This is a genomic window from Flavobacteriaceae bacterium (genome assembly GCA_003443635.1).
GTDB lineage: Bacteria > Bacteroidota > Bacteroidia > Flavobacteriales > Flavobacteriaceae > AU392.
The window spans coordinates 760,120-781,781 of record CP031964.1 but is presented as its reverse complement, the minus strand read 5'-3'; the positions used below and the strand labels follow the sequence as shown (position 1 = coordinate 781,781).

At 30.9% G+C, this 21,662-nt stretch carries 18 protein-coding genes; 1 reads left to right on the top strand and 17 read right to left on the bottom strand.

Annotated features, from left to right (window positions below; all coding sequences use genetic code 11):
- Positions 1–69: 69 nt before the first annotated feature.
- The 11 genes from D1817_03360 to cyoE form a co-directional block, all read right to left on the bottom strand.
- Entirely contained in the window at positions 70–1,314 is a 1,245-nt protein-coding gene (locus D1817_03360; GenBank protein ID AXT18937.1) for an ABC transporter permease, read from the bottom strand.
- 2 nt (positions 1,315–1,316) lie between these two features.
- The gene (locus D1817_03355; GenBank protein AXT18936.1) at positions 1,317–2,546 is read right to left on the bottom strand and encodes an ABC transporter permease; all 1,230 of its coding nucleotides are present in this window, start codon (positions 2,544–2,546) and stop codon (positions 1,317–1,319) included.
- Positions 2,539–3,240 (bottom strand): ABC transporter ATP-binding protein, encoded by a 702-nt coding sequence (locus D1817_03350; GenBank protein ID AXT18935.1) that lies wholly within the window; start codon positions 3,238–3,240, stop codon positions 2,539–2,541. The genes D1817_03355 and D1817_03350 overlap by 8 nt, the downstream gene beginning before the upstream one ends.
- A 103-nt stretch (positions 3,241–3,343) precedes the next feature.
- The gene (locus D1817_03345) at positions 3,344–3,559 is read right to left on the bottom strand and encodes a hypothetical protein (GenBank protein AXT18934.1); all 216 of its coding nucleotides are present in this window, start codon (positions 3,557–3,559) and stop codon (positions 3,344–3,346) included.
- Between the two features lie 7 nt (positions 3,560–3,566).
- Positions 3,567–4,100, bottom strand: a complete 534-nt coding sequence (locus D1817_03340; GenBank protein ID AXT18933.1) for a DUF420 domain-containing protein — start codon at positions 4,098–4,100, stop codon at positions 3,567–3,569.
- A gap of 1 nt (position 4,101) precedes the next feature.
- Positions 4,102–4,848, bottom strand: a complete 747-nt coding sequence (locus tag D1817_03335; GenBank protein ID AXT18932.1) for an SCO family protein — start codon at positions 4,846–4,848, stop codon at positions 4,102–4,104.
- Positions 4,832–5,560 (bottom strand): hypothetical protein, encoded by a 729-nt coding sequence (locus D1817_03330; GenBank protein AXT18931.1) that lies wholly within the window; start codon positions 5,558–5,560, stop codon positions 4,832–4,834. The genes D1817_03335 and D1817_03330 overlap by 17 nt, the downstream gene beginning before the upstream one ends.
- A 56-nt stretch (positions 5,561–5,616) precedes the next feature.
- Positions 5,617–6,066 (bottom strand): hypothetical protein, encoded by a 450-nt coding sequence (locus D1817_03325; GenBank protein ID AXT18930.1) that lies wholly within the window; start codon positions 6,064–6,066, stop codon positions 5,617–5,619.
- A 19-nt stretch (positions 6,067–6,085) separates the two neighbouring features.
- On the bottom strand, positions 6,086–7,084 hold the full coding sequence (locus D1817_03320) for a cytochrome oxidase subunit III (GenBank protein ID AXT18929.1): 999 nt from the start codon (positions 7,082–7,084) through the stop codon (positions 6,086–6,088).
- A 44-nt stretch (positions 7,085–7,128) separates the two neighbouring features.
- A complete protein-coding gene (locus D1817_03315) occupies positions 7,129–7,710 on the bottom strand; it encodes a heme-copper oxidase subunit III (protein ID AXT18928.1) in 582 nt (193 codons plus the stop codon).
- 1 nt (position 7,711) lies between these two features.
- Positions 7,712–8,608, bottom strand: coding sequence for a protoheme IX farnesyltransferase (cyoE, locus tag D1817_03310; GenBank protein AXT18927.1), 897 nt, complete (start codon positions 8,606–8,608; stop codon positions 7,712–7,714).
- A 140-nt stretch (positions 8,609–8,748) separates the two neighbouring features.
- On the opposite strand from cyoE, the gene D1817_03305 reads away from it, so the two are divergent.
- Complete coding sequence (locus D1817_03305; protein AXT18926.1) at positions 8,749–9,639, top strand: MBL fold metallo-hydrolase; 891 nt, start codon at positions 8,749–8,751, stop codon at positions 9,637–9,639.
- 53 nt (positions 9,640–9,692) lie between these two features.
- Here the strand turns inward: D1817_03305 and D1817_03300 are convergent, their stop codons facing one another.
- From D1817_03300 to sprA, 6 genes are all read right to left on the bottom strand, one after another.
- Positions 9,693–11,804 (bottom strand): gliding motility protein RemB, encoded by a 2,112-nt coding sequence (locus D1817_03300; protein AXT18925.1) that lies wholly within the window; start codon positions 11,802–11,804, stop codon positions 9,693–9,695.
- A gap of 109 nt (positions 11,805–11,913) precedes the next feature.
- On the bottom strand, positions 11,914–12,705 hold the full coding sequence (locus tag D1817_03295; GenBank protein AXT18924.1) for an energy transducer TonB: 792 nt from the start codon (positions 12,703–12,705) through the stop codon (positions 11,914–11,916).
- Between the two features lie 116 nt (positions 12,706–12,821).
- Positions 12,822–13,541 (bottom strand): energy transducer TonB, encoded by a 720-nt coding sequence (locus D1817_03290; protein AXT18923.1) that lies wholly within the window; start codon positions 13,539–13,541, stop codon positions 12,822–12,824.
- A 68-nt stretch (positions 13,542–13,609) separates the two neighbouring features.
- Positions 13,610–13,960 (bottom strand): hypothetical protein, encoded by a 351-nt coding sequence (locus tag D1817_03285; protein ID AXT18922.1) that lies wholly within the window; start codon positions 13,958–13,960, stop codon positions 13,610–13,612.
- A complete protein-coding gene (gcvH, locus tag D1817_03280) occupies positions 13,953–14,333 on the bottom strand; it encodes a glycine cleavage system protein GcvH (protein AXT18921.1) in 381 nt (126 codons plus the stop codon). The genes D1817_03285 and gcvH overlap by 8 nt, the downstream gene beginning before the upstream one ends.
- A gap of 30 nt (positions 14,334–14,363) precedes the next feature.
- On the bottom strand, positions 14,364–21,662 hold the full coding sequence (gene sprA, locus D1817_03275; protein AXT18920.1) for a cell surface protein SprA: 7,299 nt from the start codon (positions 21,660–21,662) through the stop codon (positions 14,364–14,366).

Here is a 21,662-nt window from a genome sequence, read left to right as displayed (position 1 = left end):
TTCGTTATTTAATGGTTTCATTGAATTTAAGTAATTAAATACTCAAATCTATTTTGATTGATTTTTTGGTTATTCTTCTCTTAATGCTTCAATCGGCTTAACACTAGTAGCTTTAAAAGCAGGAATTAGCCCAATTAATGTGCCCAATGCTACTAAAATTCCTAATGCTATAAATACAATAGCTATAGATACAGATGCATTTACAAAAACCGCATCATCACCTTGACCAATAGTATTATCTATTAAAATTAAAATCCAGCCTCCTGAAATAATACCAATAATTCCAGCCAATAGTGTTATAAATACTGCTTCTACAACAATCTGCCTCTTAATTTCAAACGGTGTTGCACCTAAAGCTCTCCTTACTCCTATTTCTTTAGTACGCTCTCTTACGGTAATTAATAAGATATTTCCAATTGCAAACACGCCTGCAATAAGTGTTGCTATGCCTACAAACCAAGTTAAAAATTGCATTCCTTTTAAAAATCCTGTAAGCCTTCCAAATTCTCTACCTAAATTGAAGCCTCCAAAAGCACGTCTATCATCTGGATGAACTCTATTAATATTTCTTAAAAGTAATTTTACATCAGCGTCAATTTGTGTAATATCGTATTCTGGTTTTCCAGTAATCATCATCCAACCTATACGATTACCTTGGTTGTAAATTTGTTGAAATGTATTAAATGGAATATGGATGTTTATCGGAGGCCCTCCATTTACTCTCGGTTCTTTAAAAACTCCAATAACCGTGAAATTGATACTATTGATAGTGATGTACTGGTTAATAGGGTCTTCATCTTTTTCAAATAATTGTTTATAGGTATCTTCTGATATTACAGCTACTTTTTTATTGTTATCAATATCATTCTGATTGATGAATCGTCCATAGGTTAATTTCCTTTTCTGTACTTTATCTAATACTGGATAATCTCCAGCAACTCCAAAAGTACCTGACAGTAAATTTCTAACTACTTGACCGTTATTAAAGTTTCGAGGTACTACAAATTCTACTCCTTCAATATTTTCTTCTATTTTTTTAACTGCTTCTAAGGTTAATTGCACACGTCTTCCTTCTTGAAATCCTTTAAAAGGTTTACTCGTTGTGCCACCAAAAATAAATACGCTATTGGTTGCAAAATCTCCAAATAAGCGATTAAAAGAATTTTCGATGCCTCTTGCAGATCCTAAAAGCCCTATTAAAAGTAAGATCCCCCACCAAACACCTACCATAGTTAAAATAGACCTCAGCTTATTTTTACTAAGGCTATCAAAAACTTCTTGCCAGGTATCTCTATCAAATAAAAATCTAAACATAGCTAATCATTTCTTAAAGCAACAATGGGTTTTATTCTCGATGCTTTTTTTGCTGGCAAATATCCAGCAATAGCTCCTGCTGCTATTAAAATTATAGTTGCACTTATAACTAAGCTTTTACTTACACTAGGATCTGTAATAAAATATTTATCTAAACCAGGTCCTACTATTTCCAATATACCTCTACCAAGTAATAATCCAAAGAAACCTGCCAAAGTAGTAATAAGAATAGATTCAAGTAAAATAATAGATACTATCGATCTTGGAGAGGCTCCTAAGGCTTTACGAATACCTATTTCTTTAGTACGTTCTTTAACGATAAATATCATCATATTGCTTATCCCTACGATTCCGGCAATTAAAGTCCCTAATCCAACAATTAAAATGATGGCATTTAAACCTCCTAATAATTGATTAACACCCTTCGCATCTTCAGCATTATTGTTTACTCTTACAGCTCTTTGATCACTTTTAGCCACAGTGAATCGATCTTTAAGTTTTTTTGTCATTATATTTCCAAATGAGATAGCCTTATTATAATCCATTCTAGGATTATAGGTCATATACATCATATCTATAAATTCATTATTTCCATAAACTTGTTGCGATGTTGTAATTGGCATATAGATAATACGTTCTTCATCATCTCCTCCAGGGTCATTATAAACTCCTACAACTTTATATTGAATGCCATTTAAATTTAAATATTTACCTACAGCATCTTCTTTTATAAATAAATCGTCTTCAACCAACCTTCCAATAACTATAATTTTATTCAATTCATTTAAATCTCTTTGGTTAATATACCGACCACTTTGGACTTTATTTTGTTCTACAAACTGATTGTCAGGATGGATTGCTCTAATGGTATAACTATTTTTCTCATTCTTATAAGACGCTGTCACATTCTTCATTACTCGAGAGGTAATAAACTCAATATCTTTACCAAACTCTTCTTTTATAAAATTATAATCTTCATTTTTAAATTGAATTTGTCTTCCTGCTTGTAATCCTTTATAGGCTTTAGTAGTTTGCCCAGACCAAATAGTAATTGAATTTTGAGCGTCATCAGCGAATGCTTCTTCAAAAGTATTTCCTAAACCGTTAGTAACACCAAAAAGTAAAGTAAATAAGAGAATAGCAAACGCTACTGTAATTCCAGATAATAAACTCCTGGTTCTGTTCATGTTTATACTCTGAAATATTTCTCGCCAAAGATCTCTATCAAACATATTGTGATGCTCTTACTTGGTTAACTGTTTTATCTTCCATAATTACACCATCACGTAATCGCACAATACGCTTAGTCATATCTGCTATATCTTCCTCGTGTGTAACAATTAAAATTGTTTTTCCTTCATCATTTAATTGCTGAAGAAATTCCATAATTTCATACGAAGTTGTTGTATCTAATGCTCCTGTTGGTTCATCTGCTAATAATAGTTTTGGATTAGCTGCTAAAGCTCTAGCTATTGCTACACGTTGATTTTGACCCCCGGAGAGTTCTCTCGGTAAGTGTTTAGCCCAATCCTTCAATCCAACTTTTCCTAAATGAAACATTGCTTTCTCTAAACGTTCTTTCCGTTTTAATCCTTGATAGTACAACGGCAAAGCAACATTTTCTAAAGCATTCTTATAATTAATAAGGTTGAACGATTGAAAAATGAATCCTAAAAACTTATTACGGTATACGGCTGCTTTTTTCTCGGTAAGGTTTTTTATAGGTAAGTTATCTAAAATATAATCCCCAGAATCTGCTTCGTCAAGCATTCCTATAATATTTAATAGCGTAGATTTTCCCGAACCGGATGAGCCCATTATGGCCACCATTTCTCCTGCTTCTATAGATAAATCTATTCCTTTAAGCACATGTAAACTCGTATCTCCAATAGGATAAGATTTGTGCAGTTGATTAATTTTTAACATTTTTTGGTTGATTTTTTATTACAAATTAAATGCAACACCTATTAGACTTCTAAAGATAGATTTTGTTACAAAAAAATTACAGAAAGAAAATACAAAACTATAATTAACTGTTTTTCAGCTTTCTATAAATAAAATATGCTAAGCCTCCAATCAAAATATAAGGAATTGACATTAAGTATATAATTCCATTATTTATGCCTTTTGCCGTACTAAGTCCTTCTTCACTTTCTAACACAGCACGACACATCGCACACTGAGCGTCAACATTCATGCTAAAAAATAAAATTGTAATAATTATTATAATACTGCTCTTTTTCATTTGTATATTAATAGTAAGGAGAAATTAAAATAAATACTAAAACTCCTGAAACAGCCACATAAAGCCATAAAGGAAAAGTAATTTTAGCAATTTTTTTATGTTTCTCTATATTATTAGTAATTGCTCTAACATAAGTAATTAAAACAAAAGGAATTATTATTATTGATAAAATTATGTGTGTAATTAATATAAAGTAATACACATATTTTATAGCATTATCACCTCCGAATTTAGTAGAATCACTAGTCATATGATACGCGATGTACAATATTAAAAATAAAGTTGAAAGAATAATTGCAAATGACATTAGTTTTTTATGAAGTATAATATTTTTATTTCTAATGGCTACAAATGCTAAAACTAAAATCAACGCTGTAACTGCATTTATGGTTGCATAAATTGGGGGTAGGTATGTTAACGGTTCTACATTAGGAAGCTTTATTCTAAACAAACTTGCGACAACAATTGGTATAATTATAGATAGTGCAACTATCCATTTATTATAAGATTTTTCTTTTAAAATATCGTGTTCGGTTCGCATGTTATTCTTTTAATAGTTTAGCGATATCTTCTTTTAAAATACTTATCTCTTCTTCTGCTCCATCTTCATCAAATTTTTCATCTTCGCTGATAATGCCTCGATAATAAATTTTTGGATTTCCAAAATCATCTACTCTAGAACGAATAAATCCATTCTTATCGATGAGTGCAAAGTTTCCTGAGTGTGAAAATCCCCCTTCTTCTGCCTCATCTTCGGCTACATGGAGATAAAAACCTTCATTAGCAAGTTTATATATTTCTGTTTGATCACCTGTCATTAAATGCCAATTAGGATTTGTGATCCCATAACGTTTAGCATAAGCTTTTAACACCTCTGGAGTATCGTAATCTGGAGTAATGGAGAAAGACGCTATTCCGAAGTTATCAAGTGTTTTAAAATTATTTTGAATTTGAACCAAATTGCGATTCATTCTAGGGCAAATCGTTGGGCAGCTTGTAAAAAAGAATTCTACTAAATACACTTTCCCTTCAAAGTCTTTATTAGTAATCGTTTTACCATCTTGATTCGTAAAACTAAATGCTGGCACTTTCCTATTAACACCATTTTGGGTTATATACTCTAGTGGAGTTTCGTCAGTAATTTGAGTACTTACTTTTTTACTCCTACTTTCTGTACGAGTTATATCACTATCGCTAATACGATCTATAATGCGGGGGACAAAAATAATTCCAAAAACAAGAATTATTAATGCAATTCCGACATATGAATAATTAGTTTTCTTTGCCATTTTCTTTAATATCTTCTACTCTTCGGGATGAAGAATCAAAATTTCCTTTTCGCTTTTGTCTATATTCTGTAAACAAAATACGCATATCTTCGCTCATTTTATTTTTAATTTCAGAGACTTCTATACAGTTATAAGAATTTAATCCATAAATCTTAGCATTTTTTTCTATTTCTTTATCTGTTCTGTCATCTATTCTCCCTCTTTGATTTCGTTCTTTATCAATTATAAAAACATTATCTGTATCCAAATTCGCACTTAATCCTTTATTATATTTTAAGCTTCTATAAACCTCAACAATATCTGATTCACTTCCATAAGCAAATTGCCAATATTTAAGTTGATCTGGTTTCTCTAATTCTTTCTTTAATAATTTTACTTGATCTTGAGTACCATTAGGCATTAATATAACTATTTGAAATCTTTTAAACCCCGTAAAATTATCATAGATTAATTCTTTTAGATTTAGGGCTGTTATAGCTTTATCCATTGGAGTTTTCCCAAAAAAACCTAGTATTGTTATATTTTCTTCTAATTGTAAAGAGTTGTTTGTTTCTAATTTAAAATTAGAAAGTTCAACTATATCTTCTTTTATAACATCTAGTGTATTATAGTTATGAGTTGATGGATATAAGAATAGTAGAAATATAACTGGAAGAAAAAATAAAATTCCTAAAATCAATATTTTTTTCGTTTTTTTCTTGCTATTCCCCATTGTGCAAAAATAAAAAAGACGGTTTTAAAAACCGTCTTTTTTATGATTATAAATTATTAAAAATCTCGTTTTACATAGCCATTAGTATAGACACTTTCAATATAACCTCCTTCTTGTAAGAGGATAAAAATCAAATAACAAATTAAGAATATTGCCGTCCATACTACCATTTTTCTTAAACTGGATTTCTCATCTCTCATATGCATAAAATCCCAAGTAATATAATATGCTTTTACTATCGTAAGCAGTATAAATATTAAATTAAGAGGTTTCATATAGATAAAACCAGAAAATATTATGTTCCCTAAAGTTGCAAAAAAACCACCTTCAAAAGCTGTCATCCAAGGTGCATTAAGAAATGCTGGTTTATATATACCTAAAACAACTTCTACTGCCGTAATAATAGAAAGTAACAATAGTACTCCCCAAATTTTTTGAATATTAGATTTAAACTTAATTAAACCTCTAAATATTTCTAATTTATGTGCGTGTGCGTGATCTGCCATTTTAAATTGAATTGTCTTATTATACTAAATAGAAGAATGTAAATACAAATACCCAAACTAAATCTACAAAGTGCCAGTAAAGCCCAACTTTCTCGACCATTTCATAGTTTTTTCTACGTTCGTATGTACCAATTATTACATTAAAGAAAATAATGATATTTATAATTACTCCTGAGAATACGTGAAATCCGTGAAAGCCTGTTATAAAAAAGAAGAAGTCTGCAAATAATGGCGACCCATATTCATTAACTTTTAAATTAGCTCCTTCAACAACTGTCTTCCCATTCTCTTTAAGCATTCTTAACGACTCTGAACGAGATAAAACTGTTTTTTCTCCTTCTTCATTTATTAGCTGTGTACGAACTAACACATTACTATTAGCTTCCAACCCTTTTATAACTTCTCCAACAGTATATGAAGGTAATGTCCCTTCGCTAGCAAACCAAATCCCTTCTTTACTCTCATGTTGCACTCTATCTTTATGTTCAGCAACTGTAAAATCTCTTAAGGCTACACGTTTAAACTTTTGTTCTCCATCAACATTAACATATTCTCCAAATTGTAAGATATTACCTCCGTTTGTTTGAATTGCACCGTAATCTCCTTTGATAAATGTTGCCCATTCCCAAGCTTGAGAACCAACAAATATCAATCCTCCGATAATCGTAAGGAACATATACCAAGTAACCTTAGTTTTTTTCATTTGATGCCCCGCATCTACAGCTAATACCATAGTTACTGAAGACATGATTAAAACAAAAGTCATGAATGCAACATAAATCATTGGGTAGTTCCCGTGAAAAAACGGAACGTGGGTAAATACTTCATCAGCTATTGGCCAATAATCAATATATTTAAACCTTGAAAACCCATAGGCTGCTAAAAATCCTGAAAAAGTTAAAGCATCTGAGACGATGAAGAACCACATCATCATTTTTCCATAACTTGCGTTTAGTGGTTTTGCACCACCTCCCCAAGGTTTATCTTCTGCTCCAGTACTTGCTACTGTGTTATCCATAAATGAATCTCGTTTTTAAAATTGCACAAAAATAATCAATTTATTTATCTAAAGAAATATAAAAATAAAAACAATAGTACCCATAAAATATCTATGAAATGCCAAAAGATTGCAGCTAGTTCAAAACCAAGCATTTTCTCTGTATTATACTTTTGTTTAAAATGATTATAAATTACTACTATTAAACAAATTAGTCCTACAACAACATGTAATATATGTACAAATGCGATAATAAATATAAACGTCATTGTAATATTACTCGTTGGTCCTGTAAAATGGTACCCCCACTCTATGATCTCCCCAAACCCTAAAAATTGATTAATTATAAAACCAATTCCTAGTATTAATGTCAACAATAAAAATCTTGTTGTTAATTCTCGTTTGCCTTGTTTTAATGCCTTTTTTGCTAAAATAAAAGTAATGCTACTCAATATAATTATAACTACACTAATAATAAATGCATTTGGCAATTGAATATCCTTTAACCAATCTTCTCTAGATTTACTAACAATATAAGCACTGGTTAGGCCTGCAAAAGACATTGATAAAGACACAATACCAAACCAAAGCATCATTTTTTTTGCTCTGCTATTTTTTTCCTCTATTGTTCCTTGAGTTAAATCCATACTATCTAATAAATTTATCTAAAACATATATTACTTGCACCAACGTTATGTAGGAAACACTAGCTAGCATTAATTGTCTAGCTGCTATAACCGTCATTTTATTAAATAATCTAAATGCATAATATAGCATTCCTAATCCTAATAAAAATACAAGTATAGCTCCAACAATGGTTAGTTTAAGTTCACCTGTAAATCCAAATACTGGAAGTATTGACACTAAAATTGTCCATACTGTATATAATATGGTTTGCACTGCAGTGGCTTTATCTCTTTTTCCTGTTGGTAACATATTAAATCCAGCTTTTTTATAATCCTCATGAAGCATCCATCCAATAGCCCAAAAATGTGGGAATTGCCAAAAAAACTGAAGCATAAATAAAATGCCAGGTTCAATACCAAAATCATTTGTAGCTGCTACCCAACCTAACATAAAAGGGATTGCTCCAGGAATAGCTCCTACAAAAACAGATAAAGGTGTTTTTGTTTTTAAAGGTGTATAAGCACTTGTATATAAAAAAATTGAAATCGCTCCAAACATTGCTGTTTGTGGATTTATTATGTATAGGATAGAAATTCCAGAGATTGTAAAAATTACTGCTATAACAAATGCTGAATTTACAGAAATTCTACCTGTAGGTATTGGTCTGTTTTTCGTGCGTTGCATTAATGCATCTAAATCACGTTCTATAATTTGATTAAACGCATTAGATGCTCCAACCATAAAATAACCTCCAAATGCTAAAAGAAGAAGAATAGAAAAGCTAATAGTTTCTGCTCCTAACAAATACCCAGCTAATGAAGAAAAAACTACACTTAACGATAATCTCATTTTAGTAATCTCTTTAAAATTAGAGATTACAGAACTTATGGTAATAGAAGAATTTGCAGTACTCGACATGAGTTTAATATCGCTGTTGTTTTGCGAGTGCAAAGATACTTCTAAATTTAATTATGAACAATCCTAAATGAAAGTAAATTATATAATTACGACCAATGTCAAGATTTATTATATTTACCCAACTTTTAAATTAACTAACTATGAAAAATTCATTTTACGCTATTTTATTATTCAGTTTTATATTTAATGTTTCGCAAGCACAAGGGCGTTTTGATAATATACAAATTGAAACTATAAAGCTTACAGATAATGTATATATGCTTATAGGTGCTGGTGGAAATATTGGTGTTTCTGTAGGTGATGATGGTGTTTTTGTTATCGATGATCAATTTGCACCACTTACAGATAAAATTGTCGCTGCCATTAAAAAATTGAGCGACAAACCAATTCGATTTTTAGCAAATACACATTGGCATGGAGATCATTCAGGTGGAAATGAAAATTTTACTAAGTTAGGGGCTACTATTTTTGCGCATGATAACGTAAGAAAACGTATTAAGGAAACACCTAACAGACAAACTGGTGCTTTTCGTCCTAAAGAAGCGTTACCAGTGATTACATTTAATGATAAATTAAATCTCACTATGAATGGCGAACAAGTTGCTGTTTTTCATGTAGATAATGCACATACAGATGGTGATGCTTTATTATATTTCACTGATAGTAATGTATTACACACAGGAGATACTTATTTTAACACAAATGGCTACCCTTTTATTGATTTAAATTCTGGAGGAAGCGCCAACGGACTCATTGAAGCAGCAAAACGAGGGTTGTTAGTAATTAATAATGAAACTAAAATCATTCCTGGTCACGGTGGAGAATCTAATAAAAAAGAGTACAAAGCATTTTTAGAAATGTTACAATATCTTCATACAAACATTACTGCTGAAATTGCTAAAGGGAAAACTGAAGATGAGGTTGCAGCTAATGAAGCTGTTACAAAAAAATATGACGATTTAGGTTATGGAAGTGGGTTTATAAATAGCGAACGTATTAGACGAACGTTTTATAGAAGTTTAAAAAAGTAAAAATCTTTTTTATATAAATTGAAGTCCATTAGTTAAAAAACTAATGGACTTTTTTAATTATCAAAGTACCAGTTAAACAAATCTGTTCTAAATCCTACATTAAACCACAATGTATTTGTTTTAAAAACTGTTTCTGTTTCTGTTTCTGGGCTAAAGTCTCGATATATAGGATTTATAAATAATTTTAAGTTTGTTGCAGGGTTGAGTAAATATCCTATTTCTAAATCAGCATAGATTGAATTTACTCTGTTCCCTTGTAGCAGCTCATTTCCGTTATCACTAGGTCGATTATCTTCACTCCCAAAAAGATTGTTTCCGCCAAAAAACACATTGTTAATATCATCTTCAAAACCTCTTTGTCCATATATTAATCGCCCTGCTCCATACCAGCGATCACTACGATAACGCGCTATAGCTATAAATTCTCTAAAGTTTGCTCCAAAAGGGTGCGCTAATGGTTGATTAGCATTAGTAAAACTAAGTGCTGGGTCATTATTAGAAAATGTAAATGGCCGTACTTGATTGTATTCTAATTGAAGTGTCAAATCCGACACATTAAACGCATCATAATATTTAAACCCTAATTGATAACCATGTTTATTTCTAAAATTCTGGCTTCCATTAGTTAATTGTGACAACTGTAATTCATCAATAATTAACTGTCCATATATATTAAATCGATTACTAAATTTATATTTAGCAGTTGCTCCAATAAGTGCATTACCTCCTCTTGAACCTCTTTGAAATTCTACATTCCTTAAAAATATAATTGGATTTAAAAGACTTAAATCTACTCCGCTATTATCTTCGTTTAAAAAAATTACAGATTCAAAAAGGCCAATATTTAGTTTCTTATTTATATTATAGCTTAAATAATGATTTACAGCAAATTTAGTTCCAAATGCTCCATCATCTGTAGCTTCAGGTCTAATATCTCTTAATGACAAAAAGGTATTGGTGTATTTAATTTTCCAGAATGTAGTATTAATCTTGAAATAAGGATAATTAGAAGACACATCACTTAATAATAACGAGCGATATCCGTCACCTATAAAATGTTGCCCTGTTCCAAATTGAAAATTAAAATACTTACTAGGAGTATACGATATATATCCTTCAGCTACAGGATAATCAAAATCTCCTGCTCTAGACTCATCTGCAATACCTCTTCCTGGAATTACTGCTGGATTACCGCCAGCTGGACGAATAGATCTTGCAAAATCATTAAAATACTGAGCAAATCGCCCTTGACTTTCATAAATAGCACTAAAAAAACTAAACTTTTTTCCTATTCCACCTTGGACAAATATAGCACGTGTATTATTGTAAGTAATATTATCTTCTTTACGCTCATCTGTTTCTACACCTAATTGGAGATCTGCTGCTGGATCTATTGTAAACCAATAATTATCACCTTGAAATCGTACCATATGTTCGTTAAAAAACTTACGGCCAAACCAACTACTTTTATCTAATTGGAGAGAGTCTAATATAGATTCAAAATCATGATGATTATTTACTACATCGTATAAAAAAGGTCTACTCGCAGTATGCGTATTAACTCCTATTCTATTTAGAGCTTTATCAAAACGAGAATATACTTCATGTGACAATGGAATATTTAATTGACTTTTAAATTTCTTTTGCCTATCAAAATCTCCATTTTTTATAGATTCTATTTCTTTAGATTCTTCTAAAGTTAAAGGGAATAAAACAGTATTTTTATTTGTTTTAGCATTAACAATTTCTATATTAGTTTTAGATTTCGTAAGTGGAATATCTATCTGATAAGAGTATTGTTTATAGGTTGGTCTTCCATTATATGTTGATGGTTTAATTTCAGGAAGTTCTGCAAATACACGCTTTACTTCTTTTTTTAATTCTTCATAAATAGCATCTACATAAAGCACTACAAATTCCCCTCTAGCATTTACTTCAAACAATACAACAATATTACCTTTATAGTTTTCATTATTTACTATTTCTGGGATTTTAAAATTTTCATAAACGAACTTTGAAATATTATTATAAAAACACGTTCTCAAGTTTTCAACAGATTCAGATTCGCAATCAGGAAAAACTGGTGGTTTTTCATATTCAGATAATTCTTGTGAAAATATATTCGTAAAACTCAAGAAAGTAATAAGTAGGAAAAAATTCTTCATTAATTATTGAAACTATTTATACAGCTGAAAGATACTATTTTTTAAGTTTTGGTTAATAAAAAACCGTTATCATATTAATGATAACGGTTAAATATATAATACGGTATATTTAATTTTGCACTTGTAACGTTATAGGCAAATTATAAATTACCCCCACGTTTTTATCGTTTTGTTTTCCAGGGATCATATGAGGTATTTTATTAACCACTTTAATAGCTTCTCTTTCCAATCCAGGATGTGCAGCTCTAGCTTTAATATCTGTTACGTTTCCTGATTTATCAATTTTAAATTGTACCTGAATTCGCTGCTTTCCATTTAGCCCTAACTCTCCTGCTATTTCATTATTAAATTTTTTAGACACTAGTTTTGTGATTTTATCCGACATGCATTTTTTTCGCTTATCATTAGAAGAATGTCTCTCACATCCAGGATAAATTGGAACATTTTGCACAAAATTTACTGGAACTGGAATATCTTCTGGAATATCTTCTATAAATATATCTCCTGGATCTATACCTGGCTCTAAAGTTGGCTCAGGTTCTGTAATAATATCATTTAAGTTATCTTTAATAGTAGTATCATCTGGCACCTCTTTAATTACACTTGTAATTATTTTTTTTTGAACAGGTTCTGGATCAGGCTCTTTTACTTGTTCAATTTTAAATGTAGGTGATTCAATAAAGCTTGTAGTGTCTTCATAAGCAAGATCATCATTTATTGAGGTTTTTGAAGTTTTAAATTGTAATTCTAATAACTCATAGCTTGTTAATAAGCATAGTATTAACCCAACTTGAAAGTAAAGCATTGTGTTTTTTTGTAAATTAGCATCATGCTTGTGTGGCTTTTTTTCACTCTTCTCGTTCTGATCAACGAGTTTGTGATTTTTTTTAAAAAAATTCATAATTATTTTGTTTTAAAATGTTAATAATTATGATAAATCACAATAAGCATACCAAAAAAAATCCCGTTACAAAATTTGTAACGGGATTTAATATTATGTAAAAATTGATAGCTTATTTAATCTTGTACTTGGAATACAATTGGTAATGCATAAGGTACAATAACTGCTTTTCCTCTTTGTCTCCCTGGTTTCATTTTTGGTAATTTATTAATCACACGAGCAGCTTCTTTTCCAAGTCTTGGGTGAGGCGCTCTAGACTGAACTCCAACTACATTACCGGTTTGATCTATTTTGAAAAATACTTGTATTTTTTGTCTTCCTGATAATCCTAAATCTCCTGCAAGTTCTGTGTTAAAGTTTTTTTGCACAAATTTTGTAATCTTATCAGACATACACTTCTTCTTTTTATCATTATTCCCTCTTTCACATCCTGGAAAAACTGGAACATTTTCGATAACAGCAAAAGCTACTTCAGTAATTTCTTCTTCTTCTTCTACCTCTATTTCTTCTACTTCTACAATCTCTTCTTCTTGATCTGTTTCTGTAGATTCAATTACAGTCTCTTCAATTTCTTCTTCATCTTCTACTACTTCAATAACTTCTGGAGCTGCAGGAGGTGGAGGTGGAGGGGGAGGGGTTACAATTTGTTCAGTTAACGGAACTTCTTCCTCTAATTCTTCTTCTAAGTTTAACAACCCTATATCTATATCAGACTTATCGTAAGTTTTATAATTGATTGTATAATTAGTTACTAACAGCATTAATGCAAGACCTACCGCAAAATAAACTGAACCATTTCTGCTTACATCTGCTTTTTGACTTTTCTTTTGTTCCATAATTATTGTATTTTCAAGATTGGTAAAATAACTATTAATTTACTTAATAAGCAAAAATTTATAATTTTTTAACGCTTATTTTTAATAATTATAATTATTGACATTACAACAATTCCAAGAATATTTGCAAAAATATCCATAATATTAGGATCTCTAAATGTTGTAAGCACTCCTTGTAAGACCTCAATAATTATACCATAAATTACTGATCCAATGACAATTAAAATTAATTTATTTACTTTAAATATTTTTAATAGCGCACAATACCATAATAAAGTTAATAATCCATAAGCAAGAAAATGCAATATTTTATCTTTGTTATTTGTTCCTAAATCGGGAACATCAACTCTAATAATGCTACAAACTCCTAAAATTATAGTATAAAAAACAGCTATTAATAACAGCCATTTTTTACGCACCTATTAAAGATTTATAATCTTCGTCAGACATTAAATTTTCTAATTGATCGGCGTCAGAGAATTTTATTTTAATCATCCAACCTTCTCCATAAGGATCACTATTTACTTTTTCTGGTTCGTCTTCTAAACTTTCATTAAATGCAATAATTTCGCCAGAAACTGGTAAAAATAAATCAGAAACTGTTTTAACAGCTTCTACTGTACCAAAAACTTCATCGGCAGCTAAAGTTTCATCTAAAGTTTCAACCTCAACATAAACAATATCACCCAATTCACTTTGAGCGAAATCTGTTATACCAACAGTAACCGTATCTCCTTCAACTTTTACCCATTCGTGGTCTTTAGTGTATTTTAAATCTGATGGAATGTTCATAATGTAATCTTGTTTTATATTAATTTTATTTTAGTTTCCAAAGTTATATCTCAATGTTACTCCTGAACGTACAGTCGTTTGCGGAAACGCTGTAGATATAGCAAATTCTGAGAATTGATAATCAAAAAAGAATATTCCGGTTAGATTTTTGCTAAATGCATAATCTGCAGAATATTTAAGGCTCCATATTGTTTGTCCTGTTGTTACTTGATTATTTTCTAAATCTAAAAATCTGATTATTGTTTTATTGTCCCTTATAGATATATCTGCTTTCATGTTTAAATCACTTTTTATGATTTTACTAGCATTATTAGCGTATTGTGATCTAATTCTAACATCTTTAATTCTATATCCTAAACCTAAAGTAAACTCGTCTGTTTGTACTTCGGTTAACAAATTATTATCAAAGCTCAAAGATAGTAAACGATCTTTTCTTATCTCTGCTAAAACCTTAAGAGAATTTTTTAATTCCAAATCTATTCTAATTAATGGACTAAAACTTTCTGTTAAGTTAATATTACTAAATAGAGTTTCATTTTTAAAATTACCAGCTTGATCTATTGCATTTGCTGGTTGAGATGCAAAATCTAAATTTGGGTTTCTTGCTTCAAAATCTAAATTAGATCTAAATTGATTAATTGTATATGTAGAATTATAACCGTGTGTAATTGAGAAACGTTTAAAATTCTTTTTAAACCATTTTAGTTTTGTAAATCCGCTATATTTTAAATTCCAATTAGGGATTGGAATATCTCTAAAGGCTCCTAGTTTTACTTTCTCTGGATCTCTCCCAGAATATGCAGATAAAAATGCTGGTAATAATACCGCTTGGTTTGTACGCCCAAAGCCTAATGGGAAATTATTAACATCCCCATTTTCAAAGTTAGCAGGATCAGAAAGATTAATTCCTGCGTTTTGAGCTAAACGTCTTGCTATCGGCAATCTATTCGCTCTAAAATCATCAAACGTTTTAGAACCATTTTCATCACTTTTATTAAAAGCTGTTTTTATTAATACAGTTGATATATTAAAGTTTCCAAATGTGTTCTGAATTAATGAATTAAATTGATCACTTCGACCATCATTATCTATATCTATGGTATTAAAGTTTTCGGTAAAATTACTTGCATAACTTCTTCCTCCATTAATATCTATTTTAAGATCTCTTGAAAGCTCTACAACTCCTGAAAAATTTAAATCTTTAATTTCCGTTTGTGTAAACTGTTGATTGAAATCTTGAAATGTTGTTAAAAATCCATTTCGCGCAGCTAAATTTCGAATATCTCTTTGTCCGCCAAATGTAAATCCTAAAGATGGTTTTGACGTTCCTAAAAACCCAGGTGTTTCTAAAAACCCTGGAAGGAAAGTTCCATTTCTTTCTTGATAACTTATTTGTAATCGCTTTACGCTTGTTAAAATATCTACTGCAGTATTAAAAAGCTTGCTTGTTTTTGGCTTTGTTTTTTGATTACCAGCATTTGGTCCTGGAGGCACTGGCCCCCTTGCCACATTAGATTGCCTTGAAGTTCTTTTTACTAAACCAAGACGTTTGTATAATTTTTTTAGATCTAAGGCAGCCGTTATATTATGTGTGTTATTATTAGAAATAGTATTCCCTAAATCAAAATTTTCTCCATCTATTTCTATATTGCCAAATAAATCTGATCCTTTTTGCCAAAGAAAATCTCCTGTGTAAGCATATGTAGCATTTACAAAATCAAAAACAGGGATTTTGTCTAAAGGTATTTGATAATTAATTCCTAATTGTTGTGCTCTTCTATTTGGGTCTCCTATATCAAAAAAACTATCCCATACATCTAAGGTAGGATCTTGTTCTCCACTTAAATTATCATCTATAAAATAATTACGAACAATATTATTATTTGTAGCAGAAAAGTTTGCTCGTAAATTATCTGAAATATCCCAATTTACAGTATACTGAAAATCGAAAAGATAGTTTCGTCTAAACAATTCATCGACACCAATATTCCCCGCACCTAAATCGATCTCTCTAAATCTTTGTCTATTAAATTGTCGTGAAAAATCTGAGTTTACAGAAAGGCTTGTAGGCAATAAATTAAAATTAAAATCTTTCAAAAGTTGCCAATACTCTCCTGTAAATAAAGAATCTTTTTCCTTAAAAGGTGCTATTTTAATTGGGTTAAAGTTAAAGTTATAATTACCTCCTACTCTAACATTTTGATCTAATGCATTTTCAATTTCAAAATCTCTATGTTCAGTTTCATTAAATGAATAGTTAAGCGTCAGGTTTTCTACATCGTAAAACCTTGGAGTTTTATCTCCTGTTCTATTTTTGGTAACACCAATTAAATTAATACTCTTTCGTTTCGTATAATCTTCAGATTGTTCTCTAATAGTTTCTCTTTCTTCAGAGGTTTGTGCAGCTCGCAAACGATCGTCTAATCTTATATCTTTAAATCTCTGATCGTATTCTGGAGTAATTAATGCTTCACTTTGTGCATAGTTAAAAGGTATATTTAATCCCCATTTTTTTGGTAATAACTGTCCTAATCTCACATTAGTCACAAAATCGTATTGTTGTACATCTTCTCTACTTCTTTCATTAGGTCCTTGTTCTATCGAGCCAAATCCGGTAGTACTTCTTCTTCCAGTTGCATTAATTGTTAAGAAATCTGCAATATTAGCATCTACTGTAGCAACTGCAGCCCAACCGCCTTCATTATCAATTTCAGATAAACGCAATTCGTTATACCATACTTCTGTACAAATATCGAGATTTTCTGGATCTGCATTTTTAATTCCGAGCATTAATGTTCGAATATCTCCAAAACTAGGATTCCCTTTAATAGCAACTCTTTGTTGCCCTTCTGTATATGGTGAAAACTCTGAAACTGGATTATCTATTAAGACATCATCGACAACATCATAAAAAGTAGGGTCTTCATTTCCTAAAGTTCCATTAGAAATTCCTAAAGCTTTTATTTGTGCCAGTATTTCAATTGGTAAGTCAATCTCATTTACATCTGGCCAAACAACTTCGGGGATATTAGAATTGCCATTCGTCACTTGCAAAGGCACTTCTATTTGATAAAAATTCTCAGTAAAATCATTACCCATACGTATAAAACCGATAGCTTCTCCATCATTTATTGTTCCTTTACTTCCATTTTCAGCATGTAAAAACATACGTAGTCTTTTATATCTACGCATATCTACATTTATATTTTTAAAAACCGCTCTCGAATCTCTAGTTTCTAAATCGCAAACTTCAACAACAAGTGATTCTTCATTTTGTCTTATAATATTATTATTGTTATTAAGCTCTTCTCGTTCAACCCCAGGAGGAGATACATAACGTCCATCATTCTCTTGTATTCCTATATTACTTACGGTAAAAATAGTATTATCGTCATCATTATTTGGTTCATCATCTAATGCCAAATTATATCGTCTCCAATCACTTCTTACTAGATCTAAAGTTCCAAAACGAAGTACTGTATTTTCTGAAAATTCATTTAAATACATCCGGATGAAACGAATAGATCTAAAATCTGTAATACCTCCAATTGCCCTTGTAGCACTTGTTAACGGAATTCTAAATTGATACCAATTTACGGTAGCTTGATTTCCGTTAGGAAGTGTTACTGGTACATTTAATCTTCTATCATTTATTAGTTCATTATTTTCATCTGCAAGTGCAGTAGGTGTGATATCTACTTCATATTCAAAATAACTATCTATCGTATTTAATGTATTATCTCTATTCACATCTTCAACATCTGGCTGTGTTGTAGATCCACGATCTTCATTAGAAAATTGATCAGGTGTATTACCTTCAAGTCCATTAAAATCTCTATAGCGCTCAAAAATATTACCATCTCTATTTAAAAAGAACACATAATTGTCATTCGTTGGGTCTTCTAGCCCGCTAAACGCTGGAAACACTGTTGCTTCTTCTACATCATCATAACCATCAAATCCAACATCTTGATTAGCTCTTTCTTGTCCTTCTGTTGCAAAAGCATATACTAAAGATTGTTCTTGTGGCACAACCGACCCCCAATCTGTAGGAACTAACCCAGAAATATCTCCATTCTCTGGCAATCCGTTTTCATATTGTTTTCTACCATCTTTTAAAATATCTTCAGAGATATTACCCAAATTAAAAGTTAATTTACCACCAGCACCATTTGGGTTATTTAAAAAAGGATCTTGTACCCAGAATTCAATAAACTCTACATTAGATTGTTCAAAATTTGTAGAAGTCAATTGCCTTGTTATACCTGCCCAACTATCTGTAGGGTTATTTAAAATATCATTTGTTGCAGCTGGATCCATATTATATGCACCTCGCTCTCCTGGGTAAAAAGCTAAATCTAATGTATTTATTACTGTTGTTTGTCCCTGAGCAATATCTACTTGAGGGAAAAGTTCATCTATAAATACGCGTCTGGTAAATAAATCTGAAACATCATCATCTGAGATTCCACTAGGGCGTTGATTGCTATAAAAAATAGGGTCTACTGAGTACCAATTTAAATGACCTCTATCAAATCCGTTTTGTACACCATTTTCATCTTCCCCTCCTTCAGCATATATTCTTCCTAATTCTCTAGGTCTACTCGATAGAGTCCAAGCTAATGGCGATAGTAAATCAATTCCATTTTGTGTTCCTTCAAAATCATCTACAAACGATGTAGATTCTCCTTCAAAATCAATTCCTTTTGGGGATCCAGGTAATAAATAAGCAAATTCCCCTCTAGCAGAAAGTTGTGATGGTACATCTGTATCTATATTTGGTAGTTTATTTACTAATCGCGTTAGAAAAGGTAACTCTGTAGAAAAATTACCATTGATACCAAAAATTGTGTTATTAATAGGTTCGCTATTAAAATTTGCTTTTTGTGTAATTGGGCGTTCACTAAGGTTAATAAAAGTTCCTCCAAGAACAAAATTCTCATTAAACTGATGTTCAATATTAAACCCAGCAAATCGTTTGGTTTGCTGTCCAAAAACAGCATTATCTTCTGTAGATATCTGAATTGGCACGTTTGATGCTTGCAATGCAGGATCTATTATTTGTACCGTGCCTCCTATATAATCAACTGTATAATCTATACCTTCAACTAATACTCGCCCTCCAGCAGTTACTGTAACAGATCCTCTTGGCACATTAAAAGATCCTATAGGAATTCCTCCTCCTCCTTCTGATTTATAACGTCCTTTTATTTGAAATTTATTTCTTTCTCCATCTTCTAAAGCGGCTGTTTTTGTTTCTTGGTAAAGTCGATCGTAAACATATAGTGCTTGATTAGGATTAAATCCTGATCGATCACTAGTTGCATAATCTACTTCATTATTATTTGGGTTATTATCATCATCTAAAACATCAAATAAATACCTCCCAAAGGGTTCTATATTTGTAAATATTAATTTTCCATTTTCTGTAATTACTGTTATCCCAGGTACAAAATCAAAAAAGCCATCACCACGACCTTGTGGATCGCCATTAAAGTTTAACTTATCTAAATTAAATAAGCGAATTAATGGGGTCTCTTGAATTAATCCATCATCACTTGTGTCTGGAGTATTATTATCAAATATAGGAAAAGTAGTTCCTTCAACTGGAGTAATAAAATTTAATGGAGATGTTTCTGTATAAAAAATATTTAAGCTAAAGTCTTCTTGACTCAATCTAAAAGCACCCGTGTCATAAATATTTTTCATCATTAAGTTCCAAAACGGTTCTTCTACACTTGTTATGGAACTTTTAAGTGTTTTTAATACTAAAGCATTATTGTCAATAACTTGATTCCCCGTATTTGTATCTGTACTTACTCCAGTAGCATCTACACCATCATTAGCAAATTCACCAACTTGAAATACTTGACCACCTATTGTATATTGATACGCAACTGCAAGAACTTCATCATTTTGAAGACGTTGATTCAAAGAAATATAACCTAATTGTGTATTTAATGTGAATTCTCTATTGGCCTGTGTTAATTGCCTTGCGTTTTCTAATCTACTATATTCGAATCCTTCATTTACAAATTGACTTACACTACCAAAACCACTTTGAACATTTGAAATGTTTCTTATATTTTCATTAAGAACCGAAGTAGTACCTATAGCTGTAGGGTCTAAATCGTTATTACCATTATCTGGAGGTGTATTGGGTCCAACATTAAAAAATGTGCCAAATGGAAATCCAGGCTGTGGTTGATCTAAGTTATCAAAAGGAATTGAGACTTTTGAAGCAGATGGATCCGCCTCTCCCAAATCTTCAATTGCTACAATATTTCTTATATTATCAGTTCGATTACCTCTATTAGTTACCCATACTTCAATACGTGTAATCTGTATAGGTGAATTTATATATGGGTATGTTAAGAGTGCTTCATCGTAATTATCTCTAAAGTATTGAGCTAAGAAAAAATGACGGTTTTCATCGTAATCTAATCCAAAAAACTCAAATTCTTGAAGCCTTCCACCTCCTTGTGCCACCACACTTCTAGTTTCTGATCGTTGTTCCGAAAAAATTCCTGTTATAGTTGTTTTCCCAAACTGAAGCTCTGTTTTTACGCCAAATAAGCTTTGTGCTCCAGTAATTAATGAGCTATTTAAAGGCAAACTTACATTACCTACTTCAATCTTTTTTACGATATCATCTTCGGTAGGCGTGTATTCTAATTTTACTAAATTTTGAAAATTAAAAGTCGCTTCTGTATCAAAATTTGCTGTTACCTGTAATCGCGTTCCAACTTGCCCTAGTAAACTTAAATTAATCCGTTGATCGAAATCAAATGTAAAATTGCTACGGTTTCTTGGAGAAAATGAAGGATTGTCTTGTTTTGTAAACAATACTCCTAAGTCTAATTCTACAGATCCTTGCGGAGCAATCGAAATAGTATCACTTCCAAAAATTGATGAAAAGAAATCTGAATTTACATAAAAATCCGGAATAAGATTTTTTCGAAGCTCATCAGCTCCTTCTTTTTTACCTTCAAAAGCATCTATTTTTTCTTTATAATAATTTTTTAAATTCTCTGCATCTACTAATTTCTGATACTCTTTAGGGGTTAAAATTAATGGATATTTTATATTAAAACTTCCTACCCTCTCCGTATAAATATAGCGATTTGTAATAGGATCGTATGTATATTTTGTAACGACACTATTTGGGTTTGGTAGTTTTAAATTCCTGAAAGAAAATGTTGTTTTAGTTGAATCTGGTTGTTTTGGAGGTGTTTGTTGACCCAATACTGAGTCATAAAAAAATAGCAGTAGAATTACTAATATTTGGGTTTTCAGAAATTTATTTAGTGTAATATTGGTCGTATTCAA